The organism is Mesorhizobium tamadayense, assembly GCF_003863365.1.
GTDB classification, from domain to species: Bacteria; Pseudomonadota; Alphaproteobacteria; order Rhizobiales; family Rhizobiaceae; genus Mesorhizobium; species Mesorhizobium tamadayense.
In genome coordinates this window covers 118,545-134,180 of record NZ_RQXT01000004.1, presented here as the reverse complement: position 1 = coordinate 134,180, position 15,636 = coordinate 118,545, and the positions used below count along the sequence as shown (strand labels likewise).

The 15,636-nt window shown below is 64.6% G+C and carries 16 protein-coding genes; 11 read left to right on the top strand and 5 right to left on the bottom strand.

Annotated features, from left to right (window positions below; genetic code table 11):
• Nucleotide 1: 1 nt before the first annotated feature.
• The 5 genes from EH240_RS05170 to fabD form a co-directional block, all read right to left on the bottom strand.
• Entirely contained in the window at nt 2-238 is a 237-nt protein-coding gene (locus EH240_RS05170) for an acyl carrier protein (protein ID WP_006203723.1), read from the bottom strand.
• Nucleotides 239-644: 406 nt separating this feature from the next.
• Entirely contained in the window at nt 645-1,382 is a 738-nt protein-coding gene (fabG, locus tag EH240_RS05165; RefSeq protein ID WP_124996334.1) for a 3-oxoacyl-[acyl-carrier-protein] reductase, read from the bottom strand.
• A gap of 28 nt (nt 1,383-1,410) precedes the next feature.
• Nucleotides 1,411-1,740, bottom strand: a complete 330-nt coding sequence (locus EH240_RS05160) for a type II toxin-antitoxin system YafQ family toxin (protein ID WP_124996333.1) — start codon at nt 1,738-1,740, stop codon at nt 1,411-1,413.
• Nucleotides 1,715-1,990 carry a type II toxin-antitoxin system RelB/DinJ family antitoxin gene (locus EH240_RS05155; RefSeq protein ID WP_167483923.1) on the bottom strand — a complete coding sequence of 92 codons (276 nt, stop codon included), beginning with the start codon at nt 1,988-1,990 and terminating at the stop codon, nt 1,715-1,717. The genes EH240_RS05160 and EH240_RS05155 overlap by 26 nt, the downstream gene beginning before the upstream one ends.
• A gap of 73 nt (nt 1,991-2,063) precedes the next feature.
• Entirely contained in the window at nt 2,064-3,017 is a 954-nt protein-coding gene (gene fabD / locus EH240_RS05150) for an ACP S-malonyltransferase (protein WP_124996332.1), read from the bottom strand.
• Between the two features lie 257 nt (nt 3,018-3,274).
• On the opposite strand from fabD, the gene EH240_RS05145 reads away from it, so the two are divergent.
• The 11 genes from EH240_RS05145 to purF all read left to right on the top strand — a co-directional run bounded on the left by EH240_RS05145 (nt 3,275) and on the right by purF (nt 15,622).
• Nucleotides 3,275-5,221 carry an LTA synthase family protein gene (locus tag EH240_RS05145; protein WP_124996331.1) on the top strand — a complete coding sequence of 649 codons (1,947 nt, stop codon included), beginning with the start codon at nt 3,275-3,277 and terminating at the stop codon, nt 5,219-5,221.
• A gap of 323 nt (nt 5,222-5,544) precedes the next feature.
• The gene (gene rpsF / locus EH240_RS05140) at nt 5,545-6,024 is read left to right on the top strand and encodes a 30S ribosomal protein S6 (protein WP_124996330.1); all 480 of its coding nucleotides are present in this window, start codon (nt 5,545-5,547) and stop codon (nt 6,022-6,024) included.
• Nucleotides 6,024-6,272: a 30S ribosomal protein S18 gene (gene rpsR, locus EH240_RS05135; RefSeq protein WP_006203718.1), complete on the top strand. Its 249-nt coding sequence runs from the start codon at nt 6,024-6,026 to the stop codon at nt 6,270-6,272. Before rpsF ends, rpsR begins: the two co-directional genes overlap by 1 nt.
• 214 nt (nt 6,273-6,486) lie before the next feature.
• Complete coding sequence (rplI, locus tag EH240_RS05130) at nt 6,487-7,071, top strand: 50S ribosomal protein L9 (protein WP_124996329.1); 585 nt, start codon at nt 6,487-6,489, stop codon at nt 7,069-7,071.
• Nucleotides 7,072-7,301: 230 nt separating this feature from the next.
• Nucleotides 7,302-8,582, top strand: coding sequence for a cyclopropane fatty acid synthase (locus EH240_RS05125; protein WP_124996328.1), 1,281 nt, complete (start codon nt 7,302-7,304; stop codon nt 8,580-8,582).
• A 73-nt stretch (nt 8,583-8,655) separates the two neighbouring features.
• Nucleotides 8,656-8,979 carry a YnfA family protein gene (locus tag EH240_RS05120; RefSeq protein ID WP_124996327.1) on the top strand — a complete coding sequence of 108 codons (324 nt, stop codon included), beginning with the start codon at nt 8,656-8,658 and terminating at the stop codon, nt 8,977-8,979.
• A gap of 1 nt (nt 8,980) precedes the next feature.
• Nucleotides 8,981-9,958, top strand: a complete 978-nt coding sequence (locus EH240_RS05115) for a small ribosomal subunit Rsm22 family protein (RefSeq protein ID WP_124996326.1) — start codon at nt 8,981-8,983, stop codon at nt 9,956-9,958.
• A 215-nt stretch (nt 9,959-10,173) separates the two neighbouring features.
• Nucleotides 10,174-11,664 carry a replicative DNA helicase gene (locus EH240_RS05110; protein WP_124996325.1) on the top strand — a complete coding sequence of 497 codons (1,491 nt, stop codon included), beginning with the start codon at nt 10,174-10,176 and terminating at the stop codon, nt 11,662-11,664.
• A 228-nt stretch (nt 11,665-11,892) separates the two neighbouring features.
• A complete protein-coding gene (gene radA, locus EH240_RS05100; RefSeq protein ID WP_124996324.1) occupies nt 11,893-13,329 on the top strand; it encodes a DNA repair protein RadA in 1,437 nt (478 codons plus the stop codon).
• A 22-nt stretch (nt 13,330-13,351) separates the two neighbouring features.
• Nucleotides 13,352-14,029, top strand: coding sequence for a CvpA family protein (locus EH240_RS05095; protein WP_124996323.1), 678 nt, complete (start codon nt 13,352-13,354; stop codon nt 14,027-14,029).
• 111 nt (nt 14,030-14,140) lie between these two features.
• Complete coding sequence (gene purF, locus EH240_RS05090) at nt 14,141-15,622, top strand: amidophosphoribosyltransferase (protein WP_124996322.1); 1,482 nt, start codon at nt 14,141-14,143, stop codon at nt 15,620-15,622.
• Nucleotides 15,623-15,636 lie beyond the last annotated feature (14 nt).

Genomic DNA, 15,636 nt, shown 5'->3' with positions numbered 1-15,636 from the left:
CTCAGGCCGAGGCCTTGTCGATGTACTTCACGGCATCGCCCACGGTCAGGATGGTCTCAGCGGCGTCGTCCGGGATCTCGACGCCGAACTCTTCTTCGAACGCCATGACGAGTTCGACCGTATCGAGGCTGTCCGCGCCCAGATCGTCGATGAAGCTCGCCTGCTCCGTCACTTTGTCGGCATCGACGCCGAGATGTTCGATGACGATCTTCTTGACGCGCTCTGCGGTGTCACTCATTTGGGGCCTCGTCTTACGTTGTGTTGTCTTCGTTAGCGGGCGGAATGCCGCTAATCAAGCTGAAAGATGGTCTTGTGGGAAACGCAACGCCACAGGACCGGTTCTTGCCCGAACCGCCGGGTTGCCGGCCGCATTACACGAAAAACGACGGGCGTCCAAGCCGAAATGGCTGTTTTCACAGCCACCGGAGCTTGGATGGTCGGGGTGTGTTGAGATTCAGGTCAGGCCGAGCTGAAAATGTGGCTTTCGAGAACCGGAGCAGAGCGTACTTAAGTACGTGAGCACCGGCCTACGCCGGCCGTAGCCTTAACTGCCAAGCCACTTGCATGAATGCTTCGGCCGGCGAAGGTCGGAAGCGCAGAAAGCCACCGTTTGCGGGCCGGCATCACCTGAATATCAACACACCCTAGATCATCGCCATGCCGCCGTTGACGTGGATGGTCTGGCCGGTGACGTAAGCCGCCTCATTGGAGGCGAGATAGGCAACCGCGGAAGCAACCTCGGCGCTGGTCCCCATGCGCCTCGCCGGAATCGCCGCCATGATCGCTTCCTTCTGCTTGTCGTTGAGCTTTCCGGTCATGGCCGATTCGATGAAGCCCGGGGCGACGCAGTTGACGGTGATGTTGCGGGTGGCGATCTCCTGCGCCAGCGACTTGGAAAAACCGATCATGCCGGCCTTGGAGGCGCAGTAATTGGTCTGGCCCGGATTGCCGGTCACGCCTACGACGGAGGTGATGTTGATGATGCGGCCATGGCGGCGGCGCATCATCGGATGCGTGAGCTCGCGGGTAAGCCGGAACACGGCGGTGAGGTTCACCTCGAGCACCTGGTCCCAATCGGCGTCCGACATGCGCACGAACAGGCCGTCCTTGGTGATGCCGGCATTGTTGACCAGGATATCGACGCCTTCGAGGTCAGCCTCCGCCTTCTGGCCGAGCGCCTTGACCGCGTCGCGGTTGGTCAGGTCCGCCGGAAAGAGCTTCACGCGCTCGCCCAGCTCGCCGGCCAGCGCTTCCAATTTCTCGACGCGGGTGCCGTGCAGGCCAACGATGGCGCCCTGGCTGTGCAGCACCCTGGCGATCGCCTCGCCGATGCCTCCCGATGCGCCGGTGACGAGCGCCTTGCGGCCGGTCAGTTCGAACATTTTTCAATTCCCTTCGAAAGGCAAACAATCATTCGAATAGTTCCGCGTGCGTTCCAGCTCTCACGAATACGATCATTTCTCGCGGAGCTTTGCCGTCGAGCCGATAGACGAGCAGGAAGTCACCGCCGATGTGACACTCCCGATGATCCGCCCAGTCGCCCGTCAGCGGGTGGTCGAGCCACTCCTTGCCGAGAGGTTCGTCATTGGCGACCAGAAGCATCATCGCTTCCTTCAGCTGCTTCATATTGAACCGGCCGGAGCGTGACAATCGCTCCCAATCCTTCAGGAAGCTCTTTGTGTAGTCGCAGGCCCGAGGCAGCGCGGCGCGTTTGTCACTTGCCGTCTTTTTCGAGGTCATCGAGGAGTTCCCGCGGCGCTGCGAAGCGGGCGCGGCCGCTCTCGATGATGGTTTGCGCCTCGGCCATCGCGGCGCGCGTCTCGGCATTGGGCACGCGCAGGTCGAACGGCACCGTCTTTTCCCGCGCAACCCGCTTCAGCATCAGCCGCACCACCCCGGATACGGACAGTCCCATCGACGCCAGTACTGCGGCGGCCTCGTTCTTCTCGTCCTCGTCCATGCGGACATGGATCATTCCGTCCGACGCCATTTTTGCCTCCATCGCATCAGCCTGTAATACATTGTATCACAAGCTGGCGATATCAACAGCAATTGCGGACCCTTCAACCAAGCGCGGTCAGCGCCGTCTCGACCTCCGCCGCCGTGCCGATGGCAGCAGTCGCGATGTCGCGGTTGATGCGACGCGCCAGGCCCGACAGCACCTTGCCGGCGCCGACTTCGTAAAGCGTTGCAACACCATTTTGGCCGAACCATTCCACCGTCTCGCGCCAGCGCACGCGGCCGGTCACCTGCTCGACCAGCCGGCGGGCGATCTCGTCCGGGTCGCTGGTGGGCGCGACGGAGACATTGGAGACGACAGGGACCACCGGAGCAGCTTTCGCGACGCCCGCCAGCGCCTCGCGCATGATGTCGGCGGCCGGCGCCATCAGCGCCGAATGGAAGGGGGCCGAAACCTGCAGCATCAGCGCCCGCTTGGCACCCTTTTCGGTGCAGAGCTTTGCCGCCAACTCGACGGCCGCCTTGGCGCCGGAAATGACAAGCTGGCCGCCGCCATTGTCGTTGGCGACCTGGCAAACCGCTCCTTTGGCCGAGCCTTGCGTCGCTTCCGCGCAGGCGGCTTCGACATCGGCCTGCTCCAGCCCGATGATGGCGGCCATGGCGCCCTCGCCCGCCGGCACGGCCGCCTGCATGGCGTTGCCGCGGATGCGCAGCAGCCGCGCGGCATCGGCGACCGACACGAAACCAGAAGCGGCAAGCGCTGAATATTCGCCGAGCGAATGGCCGGCGACGTAAGACACCTTGTCCTTCAGCGAAAAGCCGCGCGCTTCCAGCGCCCTCAGCACGGCAAGCGACACCGCCATCAGCGCCGGCTGGGCGTTGGCCGTCAGCGTCAGCGTTTCTTCCGGTCCTTCCCAGATCAGCTTCGACAGCTTTTCGCCAAGCGCCTCGTCGACTTCCTCGAAGACGCGGCGCGCCTCGGGAGAGGCGTCGGCAAGATCCTTGCCCATGCCGACGGCCTGGCTGCCCTGTCCCGGAAAGGTGAATGCGACGGCCATCTCAGCGTCTCCAGCAGCTTATTTTTCCCTGCCTCTGGCGCAAGGCGGACTGCCAAGTCAAGCCCGCAGGCACCGGTTCAGCGCATGTTTCAGCCGGGAAACCGGCCGAGTTCCCTGTTCCGAAAGGCTTTTTGGCGATCACACCTGATGAAAACCGCTCACGATTCGTTTGCTGGCTCTTCTTATTTCCGCCACAGGCGCTAGCTTTGCGTGACATTTCGATGACAGTGGCGTGACGCGTGTGGAAGACGCGTGGCATGGGCCGGGGAAGCAAAGTGGCTAGGATCAGGAAAGGCGCGGCCAAGCCCGCGCCGCAATTTTTGGAAGACGATCCGTCCACCGGCTATCTGCCGGGGCGGAGATGGCCGATTGTCCGCTACGGGCTCGTGACGCTGCTTGCCTCCGCCCTTCTGGTGTTCGCCATCGAATGGATCGTGCGCGGCGACTTCTTCGGCACGGTCGACTTCTTCCTGCAGCCATTCAAACCCGGCTGGACCACCATCATCGTCTTTTCGCTGGTGCTGATCGGGCTCGACGCCACACTCGGCCGCAGCCATCAGAGCCTGATGATCGCCGCGCCGCTGACGCTGGCATTGGCCTTTGTCGGCCACCAGAAATCGCATTATCTGGGCGATCCTCTCTATCCGACCGATTTCCTCTATGCCCGCCAGATCATGGCGCTGATGCCGCTTCTGGTGCGCGAGCGCCCCTGGACCGCCGTGCTGCTCGCGACGGCGATCGTCGCCAGCCTGACGCTGCTCGTCTATGGCTGGCGCCTCTGGCGCCGGCGCGTGCCGATCCTCAGCCGCAAGGGACGGCTGGCGCGGCTGACGCTGGCCGTGCCGTTGCTCGCCTTCTTCGTCTCGATCATGGACTACGCCACCTTCTCGTGGACGCGCGACAGGCTGCAGATCATCCCGATCATGTGGGACCAGAAGGAGAACTACGCCTCCAACGGCTTCGCGCTCGCCTTCGCGCTCAACGTGCCGATGGCGCATGTGTCGGCCCCTCCCGCCTATTCCGAGAAGACCATGGACGCGATCACGCGTCCGGCGGTCGCCGCCTCGATGCCGGACCAGAAGCCCGACATCATTGTGGTGATGAGCGAATCCTTCTGGGATCCGACTGACCTTCCCGGCGTCAGCATCAAGCCCGATCCGATCCCGACGGCGCGCGCGCTGCGATCGGGCTCGATGTTCTCGCCGGAATTCGGCGGCATGACCGCCAATATCGAGTTCGAGGCACTGACCGGTTTCTCCAACGCCTTCCTGCCGGCGGGCAGCATCCCCTACCAGCAGTATGTGCGCACGCCGACGCCGTCGCTGGCGACCTTCCTGAAGAGCGAAGGTTACAGGGCTCGAGCCATCCATCCGGGCACCAACTGGTTCTGGAACCGGGGCGCCGTCTATGCCGATTTCGGCTTCAACGACTTCCGTTCGGAAGAGACGCTGCCGCCGATGCAAAAACGCGGCCCGCTGGCCTCCGATGCCGCGATGACCGACGAGATCATCCGCGAGGCCGACGCCGGCGCAGACCCGGTATTCCTGTTCGCGGTCAGCCTGCAGAACCACGGCCCCTACGAGCCTTACCGCTACTACAATCCCACCCACACGGTCGGGGCGCCGATCAGCACTTGGGCGCGGGAATCGCTGCTCTCCTACACCGAAGGCTCGGCCGATGCCGATCGCGGCCTGCAGCGCCTGATCGACTGGGCAAAGAAACGCGAGCGGCCGACCATCGTCGCTTTCTTCGGCGACCATCTGCCGCCGCTCGGCCCCGTCTACGTCGAGACCGGCTTCCTCAAGGACAATGTCGCGCCGCGCAAGGAGCCGACGCCCGAAGCCGCGCTCGAGCATCACGACACGCCGCTGGTCATCTGGTCGAACCGCTCCGGTCCGGTGGAAAACCTGGGCTCGGTAAGCCCGGCCTTCCTGCCTTACCACATCCTCACCACGGCCGGGATCACCCACCCTTACTACACCGGCTTCCTCGGCGCGCTGCGCGAGCGTTACCGGGTGGTCGACCGCAACCTGCTGCTGTCTCCCTCCGGCGAGGCGACGCCCGACTGGGCGAGGCAGAAGAAGGTCGATCCGCAGATCAACGATTTCCGGCTGATCCAGTACGACATGATGTTCGGCAAGCGCCACGTCGCGCCCGAGTTCTTCCCCGAGACCATGGTGCCGCTCGTCGCGCATACCAGCTGAGCCGGTCACCATTTCGCGAGCTCCGGAGATTTCCGGCACTGCGGCATTGTGCAATCGTCGATCCTGTCTCCTGCCCTTGCCTTCGCGGGGAATTGCTGTATAGACGCCGCAATCTGCCGGTCCTTGCTGGGGGCTGAACGGAGGGCCGTGGCTTTAGAAGGCCACGTCATGAAGCCAGAAGCGCTTTGGGCCTCCCGTGTCTCCGCTCTCGACCGTCTCGCGATGCTCCTTTCTTCCCCGCTCCGCAGCGATCGGGTCAGACAAGTTGCAGAGGCTTAGCCGCGAGGGCCGGTAAGAGAAACGAAGAAAGGCAGAAAAACATAATGGCTCTTTACGAACATGTGTTTCTTGCCCGGCAGGACCTGTCGCAGCAGCAGGTCGATGCGCTTGTCGAACAGTACAAGGGCGTCATCACCGCCAATGGCGGATCGGTCGGCCGGATCGAGAACTGGGGACTGAAGTCCCTCACCTACCGGGTCAAGAAGAACCGGAAGGCTTACTACACGCTGATGGACATCAACTGCCCGCCGGCCGCGCTCAACGAGATGGAGCGTCAGATGGGCCTGTCGGAAGACGTGCTGCGCTTCCTCACCATCAAGGTCGAGGCGCATGAGGAAGGCCCCTCGGCGATGATGCAGAAGCGCGAGGAGCGCTCCGAGCGCGGCGGCTTCGGCGACCGCGACCGTGGCCCGCGTTCGTTCGGCGACCGCGGCGACCGTGGCCCGCGTTCGTTCGGCGACCGTGACGGCGGCGACCGTGGTCCGCGCCGTCCGCGCGAAGGCGTTGAAGGAGGTGCAGAATAATGGTCGACATCAACCAGATCCCGACCCGGCGCCCGTTCCATCGCCGCCGCAAGACCTGCCCTTTCTCCGGCGCCAACGCTCCGAAGATCGACTACAAGGACGTGCGTCTCCTGCAGCGCTACATTTCCGAGCGCGGCAAGATCGTGCCGTCGCGCATCACCGCCGTCAGCCAGAAGAAGCAGCGCGAGCTCGCCAAGGCGATCAAGCGCGCCCGCTTCCTCGGCCTGCTGCCCTACGTGGTTCGCTAAGCTGAAGTCATTGATGCGGGCGGCTCGCCGCCCGCTTCGACCCCACGGCGACGGGCGCCGCACAGGGTAGCTTCAAATCCCGAGTTGAGGCCACAAGCCTCTAACTGCCAGACAGGCAGGACAGCGACACCGGCGGCAACGCCCTTTGCTTCCTGACCTGTTCCAACAGAATCCGACGTCATCCCGGATGACGCCAAACCGAAGGAACGAAACCATGGAAGTCATTCTTCTCGAACGCATTTCCCGCCTCGGCCAGATGGGCGACACCGTCAAGGTCAAGGACGGGTTCGCCCGCAACTTCCTGCTGCCGCACGGCAAGGCGCTGCGCGCCAACGAAGCCAACAAGAAGAAGTTCGAGGGCCAGCGCGCCCAGCTCGAAGCCCGCAACCTCGAGCGCAAGTCGGAGGCCTCGCAGATCGCCGAGAAGCTCGACGGCAAGAGCTTCATCGTCGTGCGTTCGGCCGGCGAGACCGGCCAGCTCTATGGCTCGGTGTCGACCCGCGACATCGCCGATCTCTTGACCGCGGAAGGCTTCACCGTCAACCGCAACCAGATCGAGCTCAACCAGCCGATCAAGACCATCGGCCTCACCAATGTGGCGATCGCGCTGCATCCGGAGGTCGAGGTCACCGTGACGCTCAACGTCGCCCGTTCGTCCGACGAGGCCGAGCGCCAGGCCAAGGGCGAGATGCTGACCACCGCCGAAGCCATCTATGGCGAGGACATCAACGACAACGCTCGGCCGGAGAACTTCTTCGACCCGAACGCCGAGTTCGAAGGCGGCGAAGACAACGCCTGATCGACAAGACCGGAGCGGCGCTCCGGCTCCTTCAGCGTCCAGCAATAGCTGGACCAACGCCCGGGTCTACGACCCGGGCTTTTTTGTGCCAATCGGAACTTTTCCAACCCCTATATCTTGTTGCAGACTAGAGCATGGCGCGTCGATTGGACGCGGGCGATGCGCTATGGCACTTTCGATTTGGCGTTCGGTCCGGCCGCCGGATGGTCCGTGTGAGGGGACATTTGGTCATGAATATCCTGTTGAATCACGTTCTCGAGCGCCTGGTCCGGACCGGCACCCTCAAGGTGACCGGACCGAAAGGCGCGACGCATAAGTTCGGCGACGGCAGCGGCGAGCCGGTGCATATCCATATCAAGACCACGCATGCCGAGCGCGCCATCACCTTCGATCCGATGCTGGCGGTGCCTGAAGCCTATATGGACGGTGAGCTTGACATCCCCGAGGGCGGCGTCCTTGGGCTGATGCGCATCGCCTTCCAGAATATGGGCAGCGGCGGCATCGACGTGACCTGGTCGAAGGCGATCGAGGGCCTGCGCCATGCCTTCCGCCGCTTGCAGCAGATCAACACCGCGTCCAGATCGCGCCGCAACGTGCAGCGCCACTACGACCTCTCCGGCGAGCTCTACAAGCTGTTCCTCGACGAGGACATGCAGTATTCCTGCGCCTATTTCGAACAGCCCGACATGACGCTGGACGAGGCGCAGGTCGCCAAGAAGCGCCACATCGCCGCCAAGCTGAGGCTGAAGGCCGGCCAGACGGTGCTCGACATCGGCTCCGGCTGGGGCGGCCTCGGAATCTATCTCGCCAAGGCCTTCGACGTCGACGTGCAGGGCGTGACGCTCTCCACCGAGCAGCACGGCGTCGCCACCGACCGCGCGCATGCGCTCGGCCTGCAGGATCGCGTGCATTTCGACCTCAAGGACTATCGCGCGCTCAACGAACGCTTCGACCGCATCGTCTCGGTCGGCATGTTCGAGCATGTCGGCGTCAACCACTACCGCACCTTCTTCGACAAAGCGGCGACGCTGCTCAAGCCCGACGGGGTGATGCTGCTCCATACCATCGGCCGCTCCGGCGTGCCGTGGGCGACGAGCGCCTTCGTCCGCAAATACATTTTCCCCGGTGGCTACATCCCGGCGATGTCGGAAGTGATGCCGGCGATCGAGAAATCCGGCCTCGTCGTCACCGACATCGAGATTCTGCGCCTGCACTATGCCGAGACGCTGAAGCATTGGGGTCAGCGCTTCGCCGCCAACCGCGACAAGGCGAAGGCTATCTACGACGAGCGCTTCTGCCGCATGTGGGAGTTCTACCTCGCCGGCTCGGAGGCCGCCTTCCGCTGGCAGGACCTGGTCATCTTCCAATTCCAGATCGCCAAGAAGAACGACACGCTGCCGATGACGCGCGACTACATGGCCAAATGCGAGAAGGCGCTGGAGCTGCGCGATCTCGGCCGCCAGGAGCCGGCGCCTGCCGCCAAGCCTGCTCGCCGCAAGAAGGTGGAATAGAACCGGCGCTGATTGTCGCTTGCCATTGCGGCCCGACGCCACGAAAAAGGTCTCGTTCGCGAGGCCTTTTTTCATGACCTACTTGATCTACATCGCAGCCGCGCTTGCCGAGATCGCCGGCTGCTTTTCGTTCTGGGCCTGGTGGCGGCTGGCGAAGTCGCCGCTGTGGTTGGTGCCGGGCCTGGTGTCGCTCGCATTGTTCGGGTTCCTTTTGGCGTTGGTCGAGACGAACGCCGCCGGCCGCATTTACGCCGCCTATGGCGGCATCTACATCGCCGCATCGCTCGGCTGGCTTTGGCTGGTCGAAGGCGTGCGCCCCGATCGCTTCGACCTCGCCGGCGCCGCGCTCTGCATCGTCGGCGCGTCAGTCATCATGCTCGCGCCCAGGGGAGCCTGAGATGGAACTGCCCGCCCCACTCCGGCAAGGCGTCGACAGCCTGCTCGAAAAAGTGCCGCTGTCGGCATTGAAACAGGCAGCGAGAACGCTTTCGGAACGCTATCGCGCCGAGTTGCGCGATGGCCGCCCGCACATGGCGCAAGACACGGCGGTGAAGGCTTACCTGGCGACCAGGCTGCCCGCCACCTATGCCGCTGTCCGCGCCAGCCTCGACGCCGTGTCCGACGCCCGTCCCGACTTCCGGCCGAAAAGCCTGCTCGATATCGGCGCGGGGCCTGGCACCATGCTTTGGGCCACGGCTGACGCCTGGCCGGAACTCGAACAGGCGGTTCTGGTCGAGGCGAGCGCCGCGGTGCGCAAGGTAGGCCAGTCGCTGGCCGCTGGCGCGGCCGCCGTCCGGACCGATTGGATTGCCGGCGACGCCACCATCGATCTCGACGGTCTCGAGCCTGCCGACCTCGTCAGCGCGGCCTATGTTCTGGACGAGATCGCGCCGGCCTCGCTGCCGAAGCTTGTCGACCGGCTCTGGCGGCTGACGTCCGACACACTGTTTGTGGTCGAGCCCGGCACGCCTGCCGGCTGGCAGCGCATCCTTGCCGCGCGCCGGCAGATCATAGAGGCCGGCGGGCACGTCCTGGCGCCCTGCCCACACGGAGCGCCCTGCCCGCTTGCGCCGCCCGACTGGTGCCACTTCTCGCGGCGCGTCGCCCGCTCGCGCACGCATCGACTCGCCAAGCAGGCCGACGTGCCCTGGGAGGACGAGAAATTCATCTATCTCGCCGCTTCGCGTCATCCCGCACCGGCGCGCGCGGCGCGGGTGATCGCGCCGCCAAAGGGCGGTTCGGGCAAGGTGGTGCTCAAGCTCTGCCAGTCGGACGGCAGCGCGGGCGACTGGCTGCTCAGCAAGCGAGACGGCGAATTGTACAAGACTGCGCGGCGCGCGGATTGGGGCGATACGCTCGCCGAAAGCGACGCATGAATACTGTTCTTGATCTGTTCCAGAGAGTCGGATAGGTACCGGTATCTTTTCGAGTCAACCGGAATCGGGGCACGGGAATACTCTCCTGTGGACGGTTTGGCGTCCCTGTGAACAACGAGCATCAACGCCGGTTGGATACGCACTGTTGCAGAAAGGTCAGCACCCAATCGTCTCGTTCTTGATATCGAGAGGCCGGGATCGGAATCGGGGACATCATGGCAGAGGCAGCGCGCAAGCTTAGCGTGGCGGAGCAACCGCTTTATCGCGAGGCACCGAACAACATCGAGGCCGAGCAGGCGCTGCTTGGCGCCATCCTCGTCAACAACGACGCGTTCTACCGCGTTTCCGATTTCCTGAAGCCCGCGCATTTCTACGAGCCGCTGCACCGCCGGATCTTCGAGGTCGCGGCCGAGCTAATCCGCATGGGCAAGATCGCGACGCCGATCACGCTGAAGACCTTCCTGCCGGCAGAGGAAAGGGTCGGCGACATGACGGTGGCGCAGTATGTCGTGCGGCTGGCCGTCGAGGCGGTCACCGTCGTCAACGCCACCGACTATGGCCGCGCCATCTACGATCTCGCCACGCGCCGCGCGCTGATTACCGTCGGCGAGGACATGGTCAACATCGCCTATGACGCGCCGGTCGACATGTCGCCCTCCGACCAGATCGAGGACGCCGAGCGGCGCCTGTTCGAGCTCGCCGAGACCGGCCGCTACGACGGCGGCTTCGAGAGCTTCAACGACGCGGTCAAGACCGCCGTCGACATGGCCAATGCCGCCTTTATGCGCGACGGCGGTCTGTCGGGCATCGCCACGGGCCTGCGCGACCTCGACCGTCGCATGGGCGGCCTGCAGTCTTCCGACCTGATCGTGCTCGCCGGACGCCCGGGCATGGGCAAGACCTCCTTGGCCACCAACATCGCCTTCAACATCGCCGAAGCTTACGTGCCGGCGCAGCAGGCCGACGGCTCGTTCAAAGCCGCCAATGGCGGCGTCGTCGGCTTCTTCTCGCTGGAAATGTCGTCGGAGCAGCTCGCCACCCGTATCATCTCGGAGCAGACCGAAATTTCATCATCGAAGATCCGACGTGGCGAGATCACAGAGATGGATTTCGAGAAGTTGGTCGCCTGCTCGCAGACCATGCAGAAGATCCCGCTGTTCATCGACCAGACCGGCGGCATCTCGATCGCGCAGCTCTCCGCCCGGGCGCGGCGGCTGAAGCGGCAGCGCGGCCTCGACCTCATCGTCATCGACTATATCCAGCTGATGCAAGGGTCGAGCGCCAAGGCCTCGCAGAACCGCGTGCAGGAAATCACCGAGATCACCACGGGCTTGAAGGCGCTGGCCAAGGAGCTCGGCGTGCCGATCATCGCGCTGTCGCAGCTCTCGCGTCAGGTCGAGAGCCGCGACGACAAGCGCCCGCAGCTCTCGGACCTGCGCGAATCGGGCTCCATCGAGCAGGACGCCGACGTGGTGCTGTTCGTCTACCGCGAGGAATATTACCTCAAGAACCGCGAGCCGAAGCTCGGCACCGACGAATACATCAAGTGGGAAAACGAGATGAACGAGGCCCGCGGCAAGGCCGAGGTGATCATTGCCAAGCAGCGCCACGGACCGACAGGCACCGTCAGCCTCGCCTTCCACGGCGAGTTCACCCGCTTCTCGGATCTGGCGGAAGAGCACCATTTGCCGGAAAGGTTTGAGTGAGCTTTTGACCGACCGCGCTCCGTCGCACCCCCCTCTGGCCTGCCGGCCATCTCCCCCGCAAGGGGGGAGATCAGCAGTTTCACCGCTGGCGCTCTTCCGGCGACGTCGGAGATTGGCGAAAGCATCAATGACGTCCAATCTCCCCCCTTGCGGGGGAGATGTCCGGCAGGACAGAGGGGGGTGTGAAGGAACGCCGACCTTTGGCGATCAGCAGACGGCGCAACGCTAATGGCCAAATCGCGCGTTCAGTTCATCTGCCAGAATTGCGGCTCGGTGCATCAGCGCTGGGCCGGCAAATGCGATGCCTGCGGCGAGTGGAACACGCTGGTCGAGGAAGGCACGGCGGGCGGCATCGGCTCGGGGCCAGCCAACACGCGCAATGCCCGCAAGGGCCGCGCAGTGGTGCTCACCAGCCTCTCCGGCGACATCGAGGACGCGCCGCGCATCGTTTCGGGGATCGGCGAGCTCGACCGCGCCACCGGCGGCGGTTTCGTGCGCGGATCGGCGCTGCTGGTCGGCGGCGATCCCGGCATCGGCAAGTCGACGCTGCTCACGCAAGCCGCCGCCGCGCTTGCCTCGAAGGGCCACCGCATCGTCTATGTCTCAGGCGAGGAAGCGGTCGCGCAGATCAGGCTGCGCGCGCAGCGCCTCGGCGTTGCTTCCGCACCCGTCGAGCTCGCCGCCGAAACCAATGTCGAGGATATCCTGGCAACGATTGCCGACGGCAAGCGGCCGGATCTGGTGATCCTCGATTCCATCCAGACGCTGTGGACCGATCTTGCCGATTCGGCGCCGGGCACGGTCACCCAGGTACGCGCCGCCGCCCAGGCGATGATCCGCTACGCGAAATCCACAGGGGCAGCGATCGTGCTCGTCGGCCATGTCACCAAGGACGGCCAGATCGCCGGACCGCGCGTCGTCGAGCACATGGTCGACGGCGTGCTCTATTTCGAGGGCGAAGGCAACCATCACTTCCGCATCCTGCGCACGGTGAAGAACCGTTTCGGCCCGACCGACGAGATCGGCGTCTTCGAAATGTCGGACAAGGGCCTGCGCGAGGTCGCCAATCCGTCGGAGCTGTTCCTCGGCGAACGGCACGCAAAATCCCCGGGCGCCGCGGTTTTCGCCGGTATGGAAGGGACAAGGCCGGTTCTCGTCGAGATCCAGGCACTGGTGGCGCCCTCCTCGCTCGGCACGCCGCGCCGTGCGGTTGTCGGCTGGGACGGCGCGCGGCTCTCCATGGTGCTGGCGGTGCTGGAAGCGCATTGCGGGGTCCGTTTCGGCCAGCACGACGTCTATCTCAACGTCGCCGGCGGCTATCGCATCAGCGAGCCGGCGGCCGATCTCGCGGTGGCCGCGGCGCTGGTTTCGTCGCTCACCGGTCTTGCCCTTCCCGCCGATTGCGTCTATTTCGGCGAAATCAGCCTGTCGGGTGCGGTGAGGCCGGTTGCGCATGCGCAGCAACGCCTCAAAGAAGCCGAAAAGCTGGGTTTTGGAAGCGCGGTGCTGCCGCTCGGCAGCGAGGAAGTCGTTGGCAGTAATGGGGCCGGGGGTATCGCGGCCGGCGCTTTCCAGCCCACCGAGCTTGCCGACCTCGTGGCGCGCATAGCCGGCACACGGCGCTGCCGTGCCGACGAGGGGAGTGACGCGGCTCATCGGCCGTAAGACAGGAAGTGGGGCGAAAGACATGCCGATTACGCTGCTTGACGGAATTCTCGTCGGCTTCACCCTGGTCTCGGCGATGCTTGCCATGGTGCGCGGCTTTTCCCGCGAGGTGCTGTCGGTGGTGTCCTGGGCAGCGGCGGCAGCAGCCGCCTTCTTCTTCTACAAGCCGGTCCTGCCCTACGTTCAGCCCTATGTCGACAACGACAAGATCGCGATGGCCGCAGCCGCGGGCGTCGTCTTTGTCATCGCGCTGATCGTCGTCTCGGTGATCACCATGAAGATCGCCGACTGGATCATCGATTCGCGCATCGGCGCGCTCGACCGCACGCTCGGCTTCCTCTACGGCGCGGCGCGCGGCATCCTGGTCGTCGCGGTGGCGCTTTTGTTCTTCAACTGGCTGGCCGGCGCCAAGGCGCCCGCCTGGGTGGCCAACGCCAAGTCGCGGCCGTTGCTCGAGACGATCGGCGCCAAGCTGGAAAGCGTGCTGCCCGAGAACACAGAAGAGCTGGTCAACAAATACACGCATAAGGGCACGCCCCAGGCAGGCGCGCCGGCGACCACCGACCAGCCCGCGGCCGAACCGCCGGCCGCCGGCGAGGACAATGCGCCGGCGCCTGACGACAGCGAAGGCGAAGCGCCAGCCGACAACGAGCCGGCCCCGGCCAATCCAGCCCCCGCAACTCCAGCGCCGGCAAACTGATTGCGGGCCGGCCGGCGTGGCCGTCCTGACGTTGATGTGAATGCGGCATCGCGTGCGTTGCGTTCGGCGAGCGATCGCCCTATATGGCGACTTTAGCGGAGCTTGAGCCCCATGGCAGTTTTGAAGGCAGACGCAGACGACATGCTTTCCGCCGAGGCCGATGACCATTTCCATGACGAGTGCGGCGTGTTCGGCATTTTCGGCCGGCAGGATGCCGCGGCTATCGTCACGCTCGGCCTGCACGCCTTGCAGCATCGCGGCCAGGAAGCAGCCGGCATCGTCTCTTATGACGGCACCCAGTTCCATGTGGAGCGCCATATCGGCCTGATCGGCGACACCTTCACCAAGCAGCGCGTCATCGACAGCCTGCAAGGTAACCGCGCCATCGGTCATACCCGCTACGCCACCACCGGGGGCTCCGGCCTGCGCAATGTCCAGCCCTTCTTCGCCGAACTCGGCGAAGGCGGCTTCGCCGTCGCCCACAACGGCAATCTCACCAATGCCATGACGGTGCAGCGTGCGCTGCAGAAGCAGGGTGCGATCTTCTCCTCCACCTCCGACACCGAGACGCTGCTGCATCTGGTTGCCACCAGCAAGGAACGCGATCTCAATTCGCGCTTCATCGACGCGGTGCGCCAGGTCGAGGGCGCCTTCTCGCTGGTGGCGATGACGGCCAAGAAGATGATCGGCTGCCGCGATCCGCTGGGTATCCGGCCGCTGGTGCTGGGCGACCTCGACGGCGCCTGGATCCTTTCATCCGAGACCTGCGCGCTCGACATCATCGGCGCCCGTTTCGTGCGCGACATCAAGCCCGGCGAGATGGTGGTCGTCACCTCCAAAGGCATCGAAAGCCTGTACCCGTTCGAGCCGCAGAAGACCCGCTTCTGCATCTTCGAATATGTCTATTTCGCGCGGCCGGATTCGACGGTCGAAGGCCGCAATGTCTATGAGGTGCGCAAGCGCATCGGCGCCGAGCTGGCGCAGGAAAGCCCGGTCGACGCAGACATCGTCGTGCCGGTGCCGGATTCCGGCACGCCGGCGGCTATCGGTTTTTCCCAGGCCGCGGGCATTCCCTTCGAGCTCGGCATCATCCGCAATCACTATGTCGGCCGTACCTTCATCCAGCCAGGCGATTCGATCCGCCACATGGGCGTCAAGCTCAAGCACAACGCCAATCGCCGCATGATCGAAGGCAAGCGCGTGGTGCTGGTCGACGATTCCATCGTGCGCGGCACCACCAGCCAGAAGATCGTGCAGATGGTGCGCGACGCCGGCGCCAGGGAAGTGCACATGCGCATCGCCTCGCCGCCGACCAGCGCTTCGTGCTTCTACGGCGTCGACACGCCGGAGAAGTCGAAGCTGTTGGCATCGCGCATGTCGGTCGAGGAGATGGCCGAGTTCATTCGCGTCGATTCGCTAGGGTTTCTCTCGATCGACGGGCTCTACCGCGCCGTCGGCGAGGCCCGCCGCGACAACGACCAGCCGCAGTTCTGCGACGCCTGCTTCACCGGCCAGTACCCCACCCGCCTGCTTGACTTCGAAGGCCACGACAACGTGCGCACGCTGTCGCTCCTGGCGAGCGGTGGGTCGTAAGCCGGGACCATCTC

Coding starts and splice junctions, on each gene's coding strand:
- EH240_RS05170 (WP_006203723.1), bottom strand. CDS start 238: ATGAGTGACACCGCAGAGCGCGTCAAGAAGATCGTCATCGAACATCTC.
- rpsR (WP_006203718.1), top strand. CDS start 6,024: ATGGTCGACATCAACCAGATCCCGACCCGGCGCCCGTTCCATCGCCGC.
- fabG (WP_124996334.1), bottom strand. CDS start 1,382: ATGTTCGAACTGACCGGCCGCAAGGCGCTCGTCACCGGCGCATCGGGA.
- rplI (WP_124996329.1), top strand. CDS start 6,487: ATGGAAGTCATTCTTCTCGAACGCATTTCCCGCCTCGGCCAGATGGGC.
- EH240_RS05160 (WP_124996333.1), bottom strand. CDS start 1,740: ATGACCTCGAAAAAGACGGCAAGTGACAAACGCGCCGCGCTGCCTCGG.
- EH240_RS05145 (WP_124996331.1), top strand. CDS start 3,275: ATGGGCCGGGGAAGCAAAGTGGCTAGGATCAGGAAAGGCGCGGCCAAG.
- EH240_RS05115 (WP_124996326.1), top strand. CDS start 8,981: ATGGAACTGCCCGCCCCACTCCGGCAAGGCGTCGACAGCCTGCTCGAA.
- rpsF (WP_124996330.1), top strand. CDS start 5,545: ATGGCTCTTTACGAACATGTGTTTCTTGCCCGGCAGGACCTGTCGCAG.
- purF (WP_124996322.1), top strand. CDS start 14,141: ATGGCAGTTTTGAAGGCAGACGCAGACGACATGCTTTCCGCCGAGGCC.
- EH240_RS05120 (WP_124996327.1), top strand. CDS start 8,656: ATGACCTACTTGATCTACATCGCAGCCGCGCTTGCCGAGATCGCCGGC.
- EH240_RS05155 (WP_167483923.1), bottom strand. CDS start 1,990: ATGGCGTCGGACGGAATGATCCATGTCCGCATGGACGAGGACGAGAAG.
- EH240_RS05110 (WP_124996325.1), top strand. CDS start 10,174: ATGGCAGAGGCAGCGCGCAAGCTTAGCGTGGCGGAGCAACCGCTTTAT.
- fabD (WP_124996332.1), bottom strand. CDS start 3,017: ATGGCCGTCGCATTCACCTTTCCGGGACAGGGCAGCCAGGCCGTCGGC.
- EH240_RS05125 (WP_124996328.1), top strand. CDS start 7,302: ATGAATATCCTGTTGAATCACGTTCTCGAGCGCCTGGTCCGGACCGGC.
- radA (WP_124996324.1), top strand. CDS start 11,893: ATGGCCAAATCGCGCGTTCAGTTCATCTGCCAGAATTGCGGCTCGGTG.
- EH240_RS05095 (WP_124996323.1), top strand. CDS start 13,352: ATGCCGATTACGCTGCTTGACGGAATTCTCGTCGGCTTCACCCTGGTC.